Source organism: Flavobacterium sp. ZT3R18 (assembly GCF_007097385.1).
Taxonomy (GTDB): Bacteria; Bacteroidota; Bacteroidia; order Flavobacteriales; family Flavobacteriaceae; genus Flavobacterium.
The window spans coordinates 46798-63328 of record NZ_VJZS01000014.1; the positions used below are offsets into that span (position 1 = coordinate 46798).

Annotated in this window: 18 protein-coding genes and 2 tRNA genes; 16 read left to right on the plus strand and 4 right to left on the minus strand. The window is 35.0% G+C overall.

Annotated features, from left to right (window positions below; all coding sequences use genetic code 11):
- Positions 1-60 precede the first annotated feature (60 nt).
- From FNW52_RS14580 to FNW52_RS14595, 4 genes are all read left to right on the plus strand, one after another.
- Positions 61-2631 (plus strand): M1 family aminopeptidase, encoded by a 2571-nt coding sequence (locus tag FNW52_RS14580; RefSeq protein ID WP_143378182.1) that lies wholly within the window; start codon positions 61-63, stop codon positions 2629-2631.
- Positions 2628-3554, plus strand: a complete 927-nt coding sequence (locus FNW52_RS14585) for a DUF58 domain-containing protein (protein ID WP_143378183.1) — start codon at positions 2628-2630, stop codon at positions 3552-3554. Before FNW52_RS14580 ends, FNW52_RS14585 begins: the two co-directional genes overlap by 4 nt.
- Positions 3555-3640: 86 nt before the next feature.
- Positions 3641-3714, plus strand: a tRNA-Asp gene (locus FNW52_RS14590).
- A 427-nt stretch (positions 3715-4141) separates the two neighbouring features.
- Positions 4142-4215, plus strand: a tRNA-Asp gene (locus FNW52_RS14595).
- 175 nt (positions 4216-4390) lie between these two features.
- Here the strand turns inward: FNW52_RS14595 and FNW52_RS14600 are convergent.
- A complete protein-coding gene (locus tag FNW52_RS14600; RefSeq protein ID WP_143378184.1) occupies positions 4391-4891 on the minus strand; it encodes a DUF456 domain-containing protein in 501 nt (166 codons plus the stop codon).
- Between the two features lie 112 nt (positions 4892-5003).
- Between FNW52_RS14600 and FNW52_RS14605 the strand changes: the two genes are divergently transcribed.
- Complete coding sequence (locus FNW52_RS14605; protein WP_143378185.1) at positions 5004-5480, plus strand: hypothetical protein; 477 nt, start codon at positions 5004-5006, stop codon at positions 5478-5480.
- A 151-nt stretch (positions 5481-5631) separates the two neighbouring features.
- On the opposite strand, the gene FNW52_RS14610 is transcribed toward FNW52_RS14605, so the two are convergent.
- Entirely contained in the window at positions 5632-6759 is a 1128-nt protein-coding gene (locus FNW52_RS14610; RefSeq protein WP_143378186.1) for a glycosyltransferase, read from the minus strand.
- 11 nt (positions 6760-6770) lie between these two features.
- Positions 6771-7739, minus strand: a complete 969-nt coding sequence (locus tag FNW52_RS14615; RefSeq protein ID WP_143378187.1) for a lysylphosphatidylglycerol synthase domain-containing protein — start codon at positions 7737-7739, stop codon at positions 6771-6773.
- Positions 7740-8006: 267 nt separating this feature from the next.
- Here FNW52_RS14615 and FNW52_RS20820 point away from each other — a divergent pair, with 267 nt between their 5' ends.
- From FNW52_RS20820 to FNW52_RS14660, 10 genes are all read left to right on the plus strand, one after another.
- Positions 8007-8156, plus strand: coding sequence for a hypothetical protein (locus FNW52_RS20820; protein ID WP_185965998.1), 150 nt, complete (start codon positions 8007-8009; stop codon positions 8154-8156).
- Complete coding sequence (locus FNW52_RS14620; RefSeq protein WP_143378188.1) at positions 8140-8631, plus strand: DUF6169 family protein; 492 nt, start codon at positions 8140-8142, stop codon at positions 8629-8631. Before FNW52_RS20820 ends, FNW52_RS14620 begins: the two co-directional genes overlap by 17 nt.
- Positions 8632-8699: 68 nt before the next feature.
- Complete coding sequence (gene ruvC / locus FNW52_RS14625; RefSeq protein ID WP_143378189.1) at positions 8700-9254, plus strand: crossover junction endodeoxyribonuclease RuvC; 555 nt, start codon at positions 8700-8702, stop codon at positions 9252-9254.
- Positions 9255-9335: 81 nt separating this feature from the next.
- Positions 9336-10469, plus strand: a complete 1134-nt coding sequence (gene hemW / locus FNW52_RS14630; RefSeq protein WP_143378190.1) for a radical SAM family heme chaperone HemW — start codon at positions 9336-9338, stop codon at positions 10467-10469.
- A gap of 97 nt (positions 10470-10566) precedes the next feature.
- Complete coding sequence (locus FNW52_RS14635) at positions 10567-10923, plus strand: energy transducer TonB (protein WP_185965999.1); 357 nt, start codon at positions 10567-10569, stop codon at positions 10921-10923.
- A gap of 189 nt (positions 10924-11112) precedes the next feature.
- Positions 11113-11568, plus strand: a complete 456-nt coding sequence (locus FNW52_RS14640) for a DUF3291 domain-containing protein (protein ID WP_143378192.1) — start codon at positions 11113-11115, stop codon at positions 11566-11568.
- A 3-nt stretch (positions 11569-11571) separates the two neighbouring features.
- Positions 11572-12366 carry a cyclase family protein gene (locus FNW52_RS14645; protein ID WP_143378193.1) on the plus strand — a complete coding sequence of 265 codons (795 nt, stop codon included), beginning with the start codon at positions 11572-11574 and terminating at the stop codon, positions 12364-12366.
- A gap of 23 nt (positions 12367-12389) precedes the next feature.
- Positions 12390-12791, plus strand: a complete 402-nt coding sequence (locus FNW52_RS14650) for a GNAT family N-acetyltransferase (RefSeq protein ID WP_143378194.1) — start codon at positions 12390-12392, stop codon at positions 12789-12791.
- A complete protein-coding gene (locus FNW52_RS14655; RefSeq protein ID WP_143378195.1) occupies positions 12788-13159 on the plus strand; it encodes an MmcQ/YjbR family DNA-binding protein in 372 nt (123 codons plus the stop codon). The genes FNW52_RS14650 and FNW52_RS14655 overlap by 4 nt, the downstream gene beginning before the upstream one ends.
- A 52-nt stretch (positions 13160-13211) precedes the next feature.
- Positions 13212-13907, plus strand: coding sequence for a PH domain-containing protein (locus FNW52_RS14660; protein ID WP_143378196.1), 696 nt, complete (start codon positions 13212-13214; stop codon positions 13905-13907).
- Positions 13908-14384: 477 nt separating this feature from the next.
- Here FNW52_RS14660 and FNW52_RS14665 read toward each other — a convergent pair whose 3' ends face one another.
- The gene (locus FNW52_RS14665; protein ID WP_143378197.1) at positions 14385-15230 is read right to left on the minus strand and encodes an AraC family transcriptional regulator; all 846 of its coding nucleotides are present in this window, start codon (positions 15228-15230) and stop codon (positions 14385-14387) included.
- A gap of 178 nt (positions 15231-15408) precedes the next feature.
- On the opposite strand from FNW52_RS14665, the gene FNW52_RS14670 reads away from it, so the two are divergent.
- Positions 15409-16341, plus strand: coding sequence for a dihydrodipicolinate synthase family protein (locus tag FNW52_RS14670; RefSeq protein ID WP_143378198.1), 933 nt, complete (start codon positions 15409-15411; stop codon positions 16339-16341).
- Positions 16342-16531 lie beyond the last annotated feature (190 nt).

Consider the following 16531-nt stretch of genomic DNA (forward strand, 5'->3'; position numbering starts at 1 on the left):
AGGTTTGGCGAAAGTCAAGCCTTTTTTTTATTTTTAACCAAATTTAAAGATTTTAGTACAATGAGAATTCCTAGTTATTTACTTTGTTTCTTTTGGATGGCCGTTTCGGGTCAAGTGATTCAACCTTCGGATGTGTTAGCGCAGGAAGGAGTTTCTAAAGAATTGACGGGTTTTCGTAAAAAACAAGTTTCGGAAGTGTCTTATAATTTATCTTTTGCCATTCCTAAAGATAAAGAGCAACCGATTCAATCGAAACTTATAGTAGAACTCAAAATAGCGGATATAAATCAGCCTTTGTATTTTGATTTTAATGAGAAGAAAGAGAATCTGCAATCGGTGGTAATAAATAGGCAGTCAATAGCGATACTTCATGAAAAAGAACATCTCATTATCCCGAAAAAATGGTTGAAATTAGGGCTAAATACTATTGAAATTGCATTTGTAGCGGGGAATTTGTCATTGAATAGAAATAGTGATTATCTCTATACCTTGCTGGTACCTGATAGGGCAAGGACTTTATTTCCTTGTTTTGACCAGCCTGATATCAAAGCTACTTATACTATGGCAATTACAGCACCCAAAGAATGGGAGGTTTTGGCTGGAGCCGAAGTGGTTAAGCAAACCAGTCAAGATGATTTTGTAACCTATCAATTTAAAAAGTCGGATAAGATGAGTACGTATTTGTTCTCGTTTGTTGCTGGGAAATTTACGAAGGCTACAATGAATCCGGGGCATTTTAATATGACAATGTTGTATCGTGAAAGTGATACCGCAAAAATAAAAGCGAGTGCTAATGTGATTTTTGATTTACACGAAAAGTCTTTGTCTTTTCTAGAAAAATACACGCAACAACCTTTTCCTTTTCAGAAATTAGACTTTGTAGCTATTCCTGCTCATCCCTTTGGAGGAATGGAACATATAGGAGCAATACAGTACAAAGAAGCTACTTTGTTCTTGGACAATAGTGCTACTAATACCGAAAAACTGGAAAGAGGGAAGCTAATAGCTCATGAAACTGCTCATACTTGGTTTGGTAATTTGGTTACCATGAAATGGTTTGACGATGTTTGGATGAAAGAAGTGTTTGCTAATTTTATGGCCGACAAAATTATGAATCCGACTTTTCCAGAAATTAATCACGACTTGCAATTTTTGTTGGCTCATTACCCAACAGCTTATAGTGAGGATCGTTCGGCGGGAACACACCCTATTAAACAAACACTGCCTAATCTGAAAAACGCAGGGTCGCTTTATGGAAGTATTATTTATGATAAAGCCCCCATAATGATGCGTCAACTAGAAACAACGATGGGGGTTGATCGTTTTCAAAAAGGAATTCAGCAATACATGCAGCGATTTGCTAATGATAATGCGGATTGGAATGATTTAGTCAAAATTTTAGATCAAGAAACACCATTGAATATAAAAAAATGGAGCAAAGTTTGGGTTAATCAATCGGGTAGGCCTTTGCTAACTGACATTGTAGAATATGATGCTAAAAATAAAATCAAAAGTTTTAAAATCCATCAAAAAGCCGAAGATGGTTCGTCTAATGTATGGCCACAAATTTTTGAAATAGGATTAGTATATCCCGATGGTGTTAAGGTAATAAAAGTGGCATTAGAAGGGAAAATCACTAAATTGAATGAAGCTATTGGTTTAACAAAGCCCAGCTTGATTATTTACAATTACAACGGTTATGGTTACGGTGTGTTTCCTGTGGATGCTTTCAATTTGAGTCAAATAGCTGTTATATCTAATGAAGTGGCTCGGGCATACAGCTATATAAATTTATATGAAAATGTATTGACAGGAAAAATAACTCCTGCAATGGCTTTTGATTGTTTTTTGAAAGGAATTGAAGGGGAGAAAAACGAATTAATAGTGCGATTGTTGTCTGGTCAATTGAGAGATATTTACTGGATGTATTTTACAGAAAAACAACAACAGGCCAATCAAAAAGGGTTAGAGAATCTTGCTTATGAATCATTGAAAAAAGAGTTGCCTCCCAATATCAAAAAAATATTTTTTGGGCTATTTAATGCTGTTGCATATTCAGAAACAGGAAGGGAACGATTGTTTCGAATTTGGAATAAAGAGGATGTTTTTGATAGCCTAAAACTTAACGAAGACGATTATACGAATATAGCAATGGATTTGGCGGTTTTTCAGCATCCGAAAGCTGTAGAAATTATGGAGAAGACAAGGTTAGCAACTACAAACCCCGATAAACAAAAGCGATTGGATTTTTTGATGCCGTCACTGTCAAATGACCAAGGAGTTCGAGATGCTTTTATGTTATCTTTGAAAGAGGAGCAAAATAGAGTCAAAGCACCATGGGTAATATCGGCTTTAGGCTATTTAAATCATCCGTTGCGTCAGGGAAGTAGTCAAAGACACCTTCGCCTCTGTCTGGATTTAGTTGAAGAAATTCAAAGAACAGGAGATCTTTTTTTTCCTAAAAGATGGTTGTCAGCCAGTATTGGAAGATATTCTTCTGATTTTGCCTATACTGTTGTAGCGGTTTTTTTAAGAGAGAATCCAAATTTCAGCCCTGTTCTAAAAAGAAAATTATTGCAGGCTACAGACGGCTTGTACCGTGCTCAAAAAATTAAAAGAGATACCGAATGAAAATCGAATCGCAAATAGAAAAAATATCCAGTTTTCAGCATTTAGAATTGTTAGCCAATCAAGTGGTTGAAGGTTTTATTTCGGGTATGCATAAAAGTCCGTTTCATGGATTTTCGGCAGAATTTGCCGAGCATAAAGTGTATAATATTGGCGAAAGCACCAAACATATTGATTGGAAATTATTTGCCAAAACAGATCGTTTGTACACCAAATGTTTTGAGGAAGAGACTAATTTGAGGTGTCATATTATTATAGACAACTCCTCGTCGATGCATTATCCTAAATTGAAGGGTAATCAGCCGTTTTATGAGAATAAAATAGGTTTTTCGGTATTAGCGTCGGCGGTTTTAATGAACCTGTTGAAGAAACAACGCGATGCGGTTGGTCTAAGTGTTTTTTCGGATAGTTATGAGTATTACGCGCCAGAAAAAGGGAGTGATCGTCATCATAGAATGATATTGAACAAGCTCGAAGGGCTTTTGGAAGACACAAAAGAAAAAAAGCAAACCGATACCATTACCTATTTGCATCAGATAGCCGAGAAAATTCACAGGCGTTCGATGATTATTTTGTTTACGGATATGTTTCAGTCGGAGAATGAAGAAGCACTTTTTAATGCGTTGCAACATTTGAAGCACGACAAGCACAAAGTTGTTTTATTTCATGTGGTAGACAATGAAACGGAGCTAAAATTTGATTTTGATAATGCACCAAGGAAGTTTATTGATGTAGAAACTGGAGATGAGGTAGTGATTTTTGCCGATAATGTGAAGGAAGAATACGAAAAACAGGTTGGGAGCTACTTCAAAAAGTTAGCTTTGACCTGTGCTCAGAACAAAATAAAGTACATTCCTGTTGGGGTTGGCGAAAGTTTCGAGAAAATTCTAATGACCTACTTGGTTGAAAAACAAAACTTTGGATAATGCTATGAAAAAACATTCAAAATTCTTTAGTAAAAGGCTTGTGTAAACGAAAATCTATTGTATCTTTGCCACCGCAATAAAGCAGAGGTTTGGTAGTTCAGTTGGTTAGAATACATGCCTGTCACGCATGGGGTCGCGGGTTCGAGTCCCGTCCAGACCGCTAATATTGGGGAAGCCTTTCGTAACAGAAAGGCTTTTTTTGCCAATATACAGTATCTAAAGCTAGTTGTGTTGTTTTCTCGTCAAATGACGAGATCGGTTTGTAGTTAGACCAATGAAAAGCTTTCCACTTTGTGGATAGCTTTTTTGATTTACAGAAGTTTGTAATTCGCTTAAATGGGATCAAGTTCAAAAGTTTGGATCCGGAATAAGAAGGATTCTGTCTTTTTTGATGCTTAAAGTCTCTTTTGATTGTCTAGATTAGCCCTGAATTAAGGGATTAATGGACGATTGTAGGTGAATTTGTTTAAAAATTCATATCGGTATTCTTTGATTTTAAGGGAGTTGAATTTTTTTTTGATACTTGTGTTATAAAATAGTTGCGTAAACGAAAATCTATTGTATCTTTGCCACCGCAATAAAGCAGAGGTTTGGTAGTTCAGTTGGTTAGAATACATGCCTGTCACGCATGGGGTCGCGGGTTCGAGTCCCGTCCAGACCGCAAATATTGTTTAAAGCCTTTCTTAACGGAAAGGCTTTTTTTATGGATGAAAATTAAAATCTATAGCACACTACAAAACTTAATTTTCTTAATATCTTAATGGTTCAAGATGCTTGAGAATTATATTTCAAAATGTTTTGATTTTTTAGGCAAATACTATAAAGAATAATAGTTTTTAAAACAAAGCCGTTTTATTCTGCCATACTATCCAAAGAAACAATCCCAGATACATCATGCACACCACAAACGTCATAAAGGAAGAAGCTAAGAAGCCTAATAGCGATCCTGTCGCTGCTTTCAATGCGCGTTGGTGGTCTTTGTAATCATAAATAAGTTCGCCTATCAAAGCGCCAACAAACGGACCGATAAGAAAGCCCAAGGGAATTGGGGCGAAGATGCCAACAATCAAACCGATATTGGTTCCCCAAATGCCATAGGAACTCCCGCCAAATTTTTTGGTTCCCTTCGAAGGAATGATATAATCCAGAATAGTTAGCGCAATAGTGATCAATGCCGAAATACCAAGAATCCAATAATTGGCAGGAACGGCAGTAGTAAAGTACAGCAATACGATACCAACCCAACTGATGCTTGGCCCGGGTAAAACAGGTAAGAAACTGCCAAAAACACCCACAACAACACAAATAAGTCCTAATAGTAAAAGTAGAATATCCATAAAAATATTTTTAGTAATTTTGAAGTCGAAAATACAACACGCATTGCATATACGAATATGAGAAAAATAATTGTATTTTTATAGCATTTTAGTCCCATTCAAAAAACAAACATTGAAGCAGTATTCCCTTTTTCTAGTCTTTATACTTTTTAATTCCTGTCAATATTTTGACAAACAAGTTCCTTCTGAAAAGGAATTGTTGCAAAAGGAATTGAAGTCAATCAATTGGAAAGAAGTCGATGAATACCCATCGGTTGTTGATTGCGATAAAATTGAAGACAAAAAGCAACGCCAGCAATGTTTTTTTGATGTTTTGACGCAATTAATACAAGAGAAATTGAGTAACGACACGCTGGCAATGCTTTATCCAGAGTTAGACACCATAGAAGTTAAAGTGACTATTTTCCCCAATGCAACCATGCAATTTGAGCCGCAATTCCCCAAAGATTCGGTGGCTTATGATAAAATAAAAATTGACAGTATTCTAAAAGCTCGTTTGGTAGATTTCCCCAAAATAAATCCAGCCATCAAACGAGGATTACCCGTAAAAACCCAGTTTATACTTCCTGTAATTCTAAAAGTGGAGTAGAGTAGATTTTAGATTTTAGATTTTAGATTTTAGATTTTAGATTTTTGTGCGAACTCAAATTTTATACTGGGATCAGATTTTTGATTTCAAAATGTTGAAAATGAATTGTTTTCAACTGATTGTTTAGTGCGATTCATCAGAAATCTAAAATCTAAAACCTCCTCCCTTTCCACTCGTATTTCCCAAACAGGCAATATAACGCCACAGCCGTACTAAAAAAAGGATACCATAAACTGCTTAAAAGCAAATAGCGGATTTTCTGTTTCGTCAAGAAACGATTGGTTTGTAGTATCAATACAGCGTCTATTCCAAATTTGATTAGGAAATACAATCCAAGAATCGGAAAGGAAATCAAACCAAAAACAGTAAGTCCAAAGCAACAAACCAAACCAAAATTCGCCATAAAGACAAGCAGTCCCAACCTTTTTCCAAAAGTACTTTCATAGGATGTCGTTTTAGATGCCCAGCGAACGCGTTGGTAAAACAACGATTTCCAATCATTTACTGGTTTTGTCGTTACAATGGTATTCTTCGATTTTAAATAGGCCACTTTTTCAGGGTATTGGGCTAACGCTTTTTGTAATAGAAAAACATCATCGCCACTGGCAATTGCACCATTTCCCTCGAAACCATTGAGCTTTTGAAAAAACGATTTGGTATAAGAAAAATTAGCGCCATTGCACATAAACCCTTTTTTAATTCCAAAACTGCCTATGGTTGCACCTTGTAAACTGGCCAAATCCAATTGCTGAAAATGATGTAAAAAGGAATTCTGACAATCGTAAGTAACCGCTCCTGCAATCATCGAAACGGGGTGCAACTGAATGAAATTATCTAACGTTAATAACCAGTTTTTAGGAACCACACAATCGGCATCGGTGGTAATGACCCAGTTGGTTTTTACGTTTTGCATGGCGGTTGTAATAGCGTCTTTCTTGGGGGAATTAGAAACCCGAATATTGTCTATGGTAGTAATCTGAAATGCTTCGCCAGTTCGCTGTCGCTCGGGTTTAAAATCTAAAATCTGCAATCTAAAATCGGAAGCATCATCAACCAAAATCACCTCAAACAAATCCGTTGGGTAATTCAACTTTGAAAAACTTTCTAATAAAACCGGCAAATTTTCGGCTTCATTCCGAAAAGGAACAATAATGGTAAAGCTGGTTTTTGGTGGTAAGCCAAGGTATCCAAAGGAATTTATTTTGGCAAACCCAAAAATAAGCCAACCAATAGCGATCAGATAAATAAGCAAAATCACGCTAAAAATAATTGCAATCATACTTTATGGGGTTAATTTGTTTTGTCAATATAATCCCCATTTAGAGGGCGGGGGGTAAAATTCAACACATAATAACTCCCAATAACCACTGGTAAAACCACGTTTAGAAACCACATTAGCGTCGTGACAAAAACCACCACCCACTCGTTTACGCCCAATATCCCGAAGAAATAAACCGCCACACTTCCCTTTACGGCAAAATCCAAAAACTGAAAAGTAGGCAAAGAAGAAGCTAGAAAGTAAACACTGGATACAGCTGATATTAAAATTAAATAAGGTAAATCGACATCAAACGCCAAAAACAAAAAATAGTACTGATGCGAAAAAACCAAATACCTAAGAATAGCCAGAAAGGTATTTTTTTCATGAATCGATTTTGGAATTTCGTTAGTTTTATGAATGAGTTTTTCTATAGAATAGCCTTTGATATTGACTTTCTTTGAAAAAAATAAAATTCCAAATAACAAAAAACAAGCGCCAAAAAGAATGGCAATAGTTTTTGGGGTAATCACATTGTATTGTGCATTAAAATACAACAATCCAAAAACACCAAAAATCACAGTCAAGATCATTTGTATTCCGTTGCAAACCAAGTTTAAAAACACGACTTTTTTGGTGTCTTTTTTATCAAAATACAATGCTTTTCCGGCATATTCCCCCACGCCGTTTGGAGTAAATAATCCGGCGGTTAATCCTGCCAAAACCTGCTTGGTTGCTTCTGCGAGAGAAATTGGTTTGAGATAGGAAACCAAATATTTCCATTTTAGAATTTCAAATAAGCGGTTTAAAACGCTCAAAAGAAGAATAAAACCAATTCCTAAAACCGACTGGTTTTTATGAAACAACACCAAGAATTTCTGCCAGTCGAGTTTGTCGTTGTTGGCCAGTTGATTGTAAATAAAATAAAAGGCGCCGCCTACAATCAAAAGTTTGACTAGAAGTACAAGGAATTGCTTAGTTTTGTGTGGAATTGAAATCATACCGCAAAGTAAAGGAAAATCGTCGTGAAAATGGTGTTTTGCGAAGATTCACGAAGGATTTGTAAAAGAAGGCAAATGTTTTATAGTGAAATTAAACTTTGTGAATCTCTGTGTTGGCAGTGATTTTCCTAGTAACCAAGAAAAATCGTTTATAAACAACCTAAATATCTTTTTTAAATAGTTTTCTTCTATACAATTGCCTAACGTAATAAAAACAAACAATTTAGAAGCTATATTTTTTAACATTTGATATTGTAATTTTGTCCTATGAACAATAAAGTAATAAATAAAGAAGCAATTATAAAGTCCTTAACCAAAATGGTTTCAGACAAGGCTTTGGTTCGTTCATTCTTGAAAGGCAACACTCCTATTGAAAAATTAACTGAAAAAGGAATTAAGTTTGCCAAACCTATATAACTACACTTTCAACGAATCCGCAAACACCTATACCTTCTCAACTAAAAACAATATTGAATATAAAATAGTTTTTATTGTTGATGAAACCCTTGACTTTGCCTCCGATATTCCTATTCCAAATGTCTTTCAGATTATTATTGAAAAAGTAACTGATGATATAGAACCTTTTGACAGTTTAGTTTCAAAAACCATCGAAAATATTGTGACAATTTTCTTTATAAATGTAGAAAATTCTCTTATTTATATTTGTTCACAAGATGAAGAAAGAGCAGAAAAAAGATTCAATGTTTTCGATAGATGGTATAAAAAAAGCACTTTAAAATCTGTTAAAAAAGCGGATAATATTGTAAGGTTTGAATCTGGAGGAAATACATATATAATCTATTCCTCTTTACTATACCACGATGAAAACCCAAATATCGAATTTATTCTTAGTGCATATGAAAATATCGAAAGAGTTGTAAATGGAAAATAAAAACCACTGCCAAGTGGCGTTTAGCAATTTCATGTAATAGCTACCGTGTAACAACTTAAAAACAAACCTTGACAAAAGAACGCATCATATTAGGAATAGACCCCGGAACTACCATTATGGGTTTTGGATTGATAAAAATTGTCAATAAAAAAATGGAATTTTTGCAACTCAACGAATTGCAATTGTCCAAATACGACAATCATTACCAGAAATTAAAAATTATTTTTGAACGCACTATCGAGTTAATAGAAACACATCATCCCGATGAAATTGCGATTGAGGCTCCTTTCTTTGGTAAGAACGTACAATCGATGTTAAAATTAGGTCGCGCGCAAGGTGTGGCTATGGCAGCAGGGCTTTCCAGAGATATTCCCATTACCGAATATGAGCCCAAAAAGATAAAAATGGCCATTACCGGAAACGGAAATGCCAGTAAAGAACAAGTAGCCAAAATGCTCCAACAATTATTGGGCTTGAAAGAATTACCCAAAAATCTGGATTCTACCGATGGATTGGCAGCGGCAGTTTGTCATTTTTTTAATTCTGGAAAAACGGTTGGGGAGAAAAGTTATACCGGTTGGGATGCTTTTGTGAAACAAAACGAAGAACGAGTAAAAAAATAGTTTTCCGTTTTCAGTCTCAGTTGTCAGTGCATAACAGGAAGCTGAGACTGAAAACTGAAAACTGCGACTGAATACTAAATTATGTCAGGAATCTACATACACATACCATTCTGCAAGCAGGCGTGTCATTACTGCGATTTTCATTTTTCGACTTCGATGAAGAAGAAAGACGAGATGGTTTTGGCTATTGCCAAAGAATTGCAAATGCGCAAAAATGAGTTTCGGAATGAACTTGTTGAAACCATCTATTTCGGAGGGGGAACGCCATCGGTATTGACTACGGCAGAAATAGAATTCTTGATTGCCGAGGTTTATACCCATTATACCGTTGTTGAAAACCCGGAAATTACCCTCGAAGCCAATCCTGACGATTTATCGAGTGAACGAATTGTTGAATTATCAAAAAGCCGTATCAACCGACTCAGCATCGGAATTCAATCTTTTTTTGAAGATGATTTAATTATGATGAACCGAGCGCATAATTCGGCGGAAGCCCAAAAATGTTTGGAAGAAGCTACTAAATATTTCGATACTATTTCTCTCGATTTGATTTATGGAATTCCAGGAATGAGCAACGAGAAATGGAAGCAAAACATAGAAAGGGCTTTGTCTTTTGGGGTGCCACATATTTCGAGCTATGCCTTGACGGTGGAACCCAAAACAGCTTTGAAGAAACTCATTCAAACGGGAAAAATTGCCAAACCCAATGACGAATCGGCTCAGGAACACTTTGCGATTTTGGTAGAAACGCTCGAAGCCAATGATTTTATCCATTATGAATTGTCGAATTTTGGGAAAGCCAATTATTTTTCTAAGAACAATTCGGCCTATTGGTTGGGGAAAAAATACTTAGGAATTGGCCCTTCCGCTCACAGTTATGATGGGGTTTCTAGAAGTTGGAATGTTTCGAATAATGCCCTTTATTTAAAATCGATTCAGGAAGATAAACTGCCCAATGAAATAGAAATACTATCGATTGCAGACCGTTACAACGAATACATCATGACGGGTTTGCGAACGATTTGGGGTGTCTCTTTGGTTAGAATCGAAACCGAATTCGGAAGCGAATATTTAGAGTATTTACACAAACAAGCTCAAAAGTTCCTAAACGATGATCTGCTTTCTATTGACAATAATATTCTAAAACCTACTCCAAAAGGAAAGTTTTTGACTGATGGAATTGCAAGTGATTTGTTTTATTTAAATTTGGAGTAGAAACAATCGCAAAGAGGTTAGTTTAGAAGTAATAGATGAATTGTAACTATAATTGAAATAATAAATGAAAAAATATTTTGTGTTTCTTATTTTGACAATGGCATCAAATAGTTATGGTCAAAGAACGGATGATACTGAAATTGTACTGAAAAGTTACGAAGTCGAAAAACAACCAGTGTACAAGGGTGGAATAGGAGAATTTGATAAGTACATGAATGCAAATTTTCGGATTGATGCAGAAAAGGGATATGAAGGAAAAATGATTCTTGAACTTATAGTAGAAAAAGACGGATCATTATCTAACATAGCAATTATTAGAGATTTTGGGTATGGGACTTCTAGGGAAACTTTGCGCTGTTTAGAAGCGTGTCCAAAGTGGGAAGCAGGAGAAAAAAACGGAAAAACGGTTAGAACTTTATGTATGGTTTCGATTGATATAAAGGATAATAGATAAAAATTATTGTCCTATTATAAGGCTGCAAAATACGTCATAATGCGAATCAAGAGTTGGATATGCAACCTTTTGGTTTTGGGCAGAGACCTAACAGGTTTTTAAAACCTGTTAGGTCTAATTAGAAGTATAACAACATTTTATTTTTACACTTGATTCGCATTCGTAATCATCAAATAAACAAATAACAAAATGACAGAATATCAGCTTGCAGAAATAAATATTGCTAGAATGAAGGGTGTAGCTATTAACGACCCAATTATGAAAGAATTTGTCGATAATCTAGACAAAGTCAATGAAATTGCCGAGCAAAGCGAAGGATTTGTATGGCGATTAAAAGACGAAGACAATAATGCGACCAATTTAAACCCCTATAATGATGAACAAATTATTGTAAATATTTCTGTTTGGGATAGCATAGAATCGTTGGAACACTATATGTATAAAACCTTTCATTCGGAGTTTTTGAAACGCAGGAAAGAATGGTTTCAATCTTTTGGACAAGTTTCTACTGCAATGTGGTGGGTTAAAAAAGGAGAAATTCCAGACATTAATCAAGCAATGGAAAAATTAGATTACTTGCAAAAAAATGGTGTTTCGGAAATTGTTTTTAACTTTAAACAAAAATATCCTAAACCGATTGATTAGTTTATGCTCGCAACAATCCAACATAACAACCAGATTATTAAAATTGACCTATCAAAACCCATTGACATTTCAATCCCAATAACCAATACAGACGAGAATCCTATTGCGTGGTACATCGAAAAACCCGTAATAGAACCCGTTGTTTTTGGCGATTGGATCGGTAAAGTTTCAGAAGGAAAATCATCGACCAACTTCAATAATATTTTCTTCAACCCTCATGGACACGGAACTCATACCGAATGTTTGGGACATATTACAAGAGAATTTTATAGCATCAATCAATGTTTGAAGCAGTTTTTTTTCATGGCAGAATTGGTTTCGGTTCAACCCGAAATACTAGGAGAAGATTTAGTGATTACTAAAAATCAGATTCAAAGAGCATTAAGCACTGCGACTTCACTCAGTGTGACACCTGAAGCAATTATCATTAGAACATTACCCAATTTAGAGAACAAAAAATCCCTAAAATACTCAAATACCAATCCGCCTTATCTGACAGAAGATGCTGCGCGTTTCATTCGCGAAAGCGGAATCAAACATTTATTAATAGATTTACCGAGTGTGGATAAAGAACACGATGAAGGAAAGTTATTGGCACACAAAGCATTTTGGAATGTAAAAGATGTCAATAATTTAAATGCCGATGCGAGATTGGATTGCACCATTACTGAAATGATTTATGTTGCCGAAGAAGTACAGGATGGAAGTTATTTGTTAAACCTACAAATCGCTTCGTTCGAAAATGACGCGAGTCCGAGTAAACCTATTTTGTATCGTCGTTTGAACATTAATGAGTAAATAGAAATTTAAAATAAATAGGTATGATTGCCGTTTCAACAGATAAGCAGAAGCTGAATATTCCTTTCATTCAGCATTTTTTGAAAGACATTTATTGGGCAGCAGGACGAACCATTGATGAAGTGCAAAGAACTATTGATAGCTCGGTTTGTTTTGGGATTTATCTCGATGACGTACAAATTGGCTTTGCCAGAGTGATTACTGATTATGTGGTTTTTGCCTATGTGATGGATGTTTTTATAAGTGAAGAACATAGAGGAAAAGGATATTCTTCGATCTTAATTTCGGCGATGATGGAAGAACCTGTTTTAAAAGAGGTTAAAATATGGAGATTGGCTACAAGTGATGCTCATTTTTTGTATGAGAAATTTGGTTTTAAAGCATTGGCACACCCAGAAAAAATGATGGAGAAAATAAAAATATGAATCTAGAAACCTATTACGAATATTGCCTTTCTAAAAAAGGAGTTACGGAACATTTTCCATTTGATGAGGATACGTTGGTCTTTAAAGTAGGCGGAAAAATGTTTGCTTTGTCCTCCTTATTGCAATGGGAAAAGGGAACTCCTGCTATGAATCTCAAGTGTGATCCGGAACGCGCACAAGAATTGCGTGCCGAGTACGATGCCATAAATCCTGGTTTTCACATGAGTAAAGTACATTGGAATACGATTGGAGTAAATAACGACGCCTCGGATTCTCTGGTTAAAGAGTTGATAGATCATTCCTATGACTTGGTTTTTAAAAGTTTAACAAAGAAAATTCAAATCGAAATTGTAGAATTAGAAAATTAGGCATTACTTTTGTTCAACAAGTAAAAAAAACGCTCAGCAACTTTATAAAAAAATGAAAGAACAAATTAAAAAGTTTTTAAACGAAGAACAAGATCCAAAAGCGATTGAGAAAGTCACTTCAAAATTGCAGGACATCTTAATGAGAAATGAAGAAGTAGGGTATATTGCGGTTCAAAAAAAACCAGCATTGACCGTACTTCCAGATAGTATTGTGTTGACCAATAAAAGAATCATCATTTGTCAGCCCAAAAACTTGGGTTTGTCTATGAGCTTTATAGATTACACTTGGGATGATATTGACGGGACTTTTGTAAAAGAAAATATTCTAGGATCAGAATTCTCTTTTTCGACCAAAACAGATATGCAGGTGTCAATTGATTATATCCCGAAGATTCAAGCGCGTAAAATATTTACCTATGCCAAAGAACAATTGGATATTTTGAAAAATGGTGTGGCAGCCTCTGTAATAACTGAGGAAATTGCTCCATCATTAATACAAGAATCAGAATTGATTGAAGAAATGGAAACCGAAGAAGTGACTGATTTTGCTGAAATAATGCCAGTCGTTTCTAATTACGCAGAGCCTATTATAGAAAACACAGCTACTTCTACAGAGAAAAAGTCAAATGAATTAACGCAAGACGAACTTTTTGCGAAACTTCAAAATTATAAAAAATTACTTGATAACGGTTTGATTTTGCAAGGCGAATATGACGCTCTCAAAAAAGAGATCTTAAGCTATATGTAGTCTAAACTGCAACTGCATGCATAAAAACAAAACCCGACAAATTAATTTTTGTTGGGTTTTTTGTTTTTTTATAATGTTTTATCCAGATTCCGCATTAGCAATCATTGGTATTTTCGATTGTTACAGGTTAAATGCCATCTTTGATGCCTTCTGGAAACCCTGAAAGGGTAAAATGATTATCGAAATAATTAATTTCATCATCCCAAAACCCTGAAGGGGTGGTATTTTTATATCTGAATGTATTGATTATTAGGATGTTTTTTTTTAATAAAAAAGTTAAATAATTGCACCCCACCTTCAGGGTTTGCTCACAGATGTTATATATTTTCTATAATCATTGCACCCCTTTCGGGGTTTGGATGAGTTATACCAATTGTTTTTGGTAATCCAATAATCCCAAAAATTTCGGGACTGGTAGGATAACGATTGTAATTTGTGTTGGGCATGAAGTCTAGCGGATTTTGGGTTAAAGATTCCTTAGGTGTTTAACTTTCTATATTGTAATGGAGAACTGTGTTTCAATTCTTTGAATTTTCTGTTGAAATTAGAAATATTATTAAAGCCACATAATTCGGCAATTTCTATAACAGAAAGTTCTCGATTCTTCAATAATAATTTACTTGCTCGTTCTATACGAATATCAATCAAGAACTGAAAAAAAGTTTTGTTGGTTCTTAATTTAAAATAGCGACAAAAAGCATTTTTAGTCATATTAGACAAGGAGGCAATTTCCTCTAGAGAAATGTCTCTTTGGTAATTGGTCATCACATAGTCAAAAACCAATTGCATCCTCTTGCCTTCTCTATCCGTAAAGGGTTTGTCATAGATAAAATTGGAAAGCGCTTTTTTCTCATGGAGGCAAATGCTTTTAATTAGTTTAAAAAACAGTATAAAACGATCAAACTCATTGGCTTTTTTTAATTTATTGAATTGATTTACAGTTTTTTGCGAAATAGCATCTATTTTGAAGCCATTTTTTATAGAAGTAAAAAAGGATTCAAGTATTTTGAATTCAGGCAGATCAAAGAAATTGTTGCCGAAAGAATCTGCTGTAAAAAACAAGGTCATCATAACAGATGTTTCATCAGTATTGATTTCGCTTCTAAATACATGGGGTAAATTGCTTCCTAATACAATAACATTTCCTTTTTGATAGCCGGTAATTGTATCTCCAACAAGAATATTCCCTTCGCCATTGGCAATGTAGCTAATTTGGATTTCCTCGTGTTGGTGTAATTTTCCATAAAAAACAACTTCTTTATCTTCTTGATAAATCAGCGCCTCTTCTTTAGGTTTCGGTATTTTAAAGGGAAAAATTTTCATGTGGTTTTTTGTTTTTGGTTGGTTATATAGGTTTCAAATATAAATTAAATTTGCATATATTACTCAATATTAGCGTATTTCTTTTTAAACAAGATAGTATAGTATTAGTTCTGGGTAATTTACTAAAGGTTTTATAGGGGTATAACATTTAATTTTGGAAAAAAAAATATTAGCGATTATGAGTATTCAATGGAAAGGCGTAATGCCGGCAGTCACTACCAAGTTTACTGCGGATGACAAATTAGATTTCGACATGTTTGAAGTGAATGTAAAAGCACAGCTTGAAGCAGGAGTTAGCGGAATAATTTTAGGAGGGACTCTTGGAGAAGCCAGTACCTTATTAGAAGAAGAAAAAAGAGAATTAGTTAGAGGTACTGTTGGAATTGTAGGTGGGCAAGTTCCTATTATTATGAACATAGCAGAGCAAACGACTCGTGGAGCCATTGCAGCAGCAAACCAAGCTGAAAAAGATGGAGCAAAAGGATTAATGATGCTGCCTCCAATGCGTTATGCTGCCTCAGAATATGAAACGGTTGTTTACTTTTCGGAAGTTGCAAAAAACACTTCATTACCCATTATGGTGTACAATAATCCAGTTGATTATAAAACCGAGGTTACACTGGATATGTTTGAAGAAATATTGAAGTTCGATAACATTCAGGCCGTAAAAGAATCTACTAGAGACATTTCGAATGTGACTAGAATCATTAATCGTTTCGGCGACCGTTTGAAGATTCTTTCTGGTGTGGATACTTTAGCTTTAGAAAGTATATTGATGGGATCTGACGGATGGGTATCTGGTTTGGTTGATGCCTTTCCGAAAGAGACCGTTGCTATTTTCAATTTAGCAAAAGCGGGACGAATTGACGAAGCTTTAGCAATCTACAGATGGTTTTTGCCTTTGTTGGAATTGGATATTAATGCCTTTTTGGTTCAGAATATCAAATTGGCTGAGGTTGCCACAGGTTTAGGAACAGAATATGTTCGTGCCCCTAGATTGCCGCTTCAAGGAGCAGAAAGAGAAAAAGTTTTGGCTATTATTGCTGAAGGTCTTAGAACAAGACCAACATTACCAGATTACAAAAATTGTAATGGTCAAGTGTTGGTGTAATTTTTTTTAGTTCCCAGTCTCAGTTCCCAGTTTTCAGTCTCAGTTTTCAGTCCAAAAAAGGTGTTAATTTTTAAAATTGACTCCCTTTTTTATAAATTAATAAATTGGATTGTTTTAGACAAATTCTGAGAACTGTGACTGAAAACTGAATAATCAATATTTTTTAATTTTAGGTTGTTGGTTTGTGGGG

What these genes read in the sequence shown, in the direction of transcription:
- FNW52_RS14660 (WP_143378196.1), top strand. Translation starts at nt 13,212, where the DNA reads ATGAAAGAACAAATTAAAAAGTTTTTAAACGAAGAACAAGATCCAAAA.
- FNW52_RS14655 (WP_143378195.1), top strand. Translation starts at nt 12,788, where the DNA reads ATGAATCTAGAAACCTATTACGAATATTGCCTTTCTAAAAAAGGAGTT.
- FNW52_RS20820 (WP_185965998.1), top strand. Translation starts at nt 8,007, where the DNA reads ATGAACAATAAAGTAATAAATAAAGAAGCAATTATAAAGTCCTTAACC.
- FNW52_RS14645 (WP_143378193.1), top strand. Translation starts at nt 11,572, where the DNA reads ATGCTCGCAACAATCCAACATAACAACCAGATTATTAAAATTGACCTA.
- FNW52_RS14615 (WP_143378187.1), bottom strand. Translation starts at nt 7,739, where the DNA reads ATGATTTCAATTCCACACAAAACTAAGCAATTCCTTGTACTTCTAGTC.
- FNW52_RS14585 (WP_143378183.1), top strand. Translation starts at nt 2,628, where the DNA reads ATGAAAATCGAATCGCAAATAGAAAAAATATCCAGTTTTCAGCATTTA.
- FNW52_RS14610 (WP_143378186.1), bottom strand. Translation starts at nt 6,759, where the DNA reads ATGATTGCAATTATTTTTAGCGTGATTTTGCTTATTTATCTGATCGCT.
- FNW52_RS14635 (WP_185965999.1), top strand. Translation starts at nt 10,567, where the DNA reads ATGGCATCAAATAGTTATGGTCAAAGAACGGATGATACTGAAATTGTA.
- hemW (WP_143378190.1), top strand. Translation starts at nt 9,336, where the DNA reads ATGTCAGGAATCTACATACACATACCATTCTGCAAGCAGGCGTGTCAT.
- FNW52_RS14650 (WP_143378194.1), top strand. Translation starts at nt 12,390, where the DNA reads ATGATTGCCGTTTCAACAGATAAGCAGAAGCTGAATATTCCTTTCATT.
- FNW52_RS14670 (WP_143378198.1), top strand. Translation starts at nt 15,409, where the DNA reads ATGAGTATTCAATGGAAAGGCGTAATGCCGGCAGTCACTACCAAGTTT.
- FNW52_RS14640 (WP_143378192.1), top strand. Translation starts at nt 11,113, where the DNA reads ATGACAGAATATCAGCTTGCAGAAATAAATATTGCTAGAATGAAGGGT.
- FNW52_RS14580 (WP_143378182.1), top strand. Translation starts at nt 61, where the DNA reads ATGAGAATTCCTAGTTATTTACTTTGTTTCTTTTGGATGGCCGTTTCG.
- FNW52_RS14665 (WP_143378197.1), bottom strand. Translation starts at nt 15,230, where the DNA reads ATGAAAATTTTTCCCTTTAAAATACCGAAACCTAAAGAAGAGGCGCTG.
- FNW52_RS14600 (WP_143378184.1), bottom strand. Translation starts at nt 4,891, where the DNA reads ATGGATATTCTACTTTTACTATTAGGACTTATTTGTGTTGTTGTGGGT.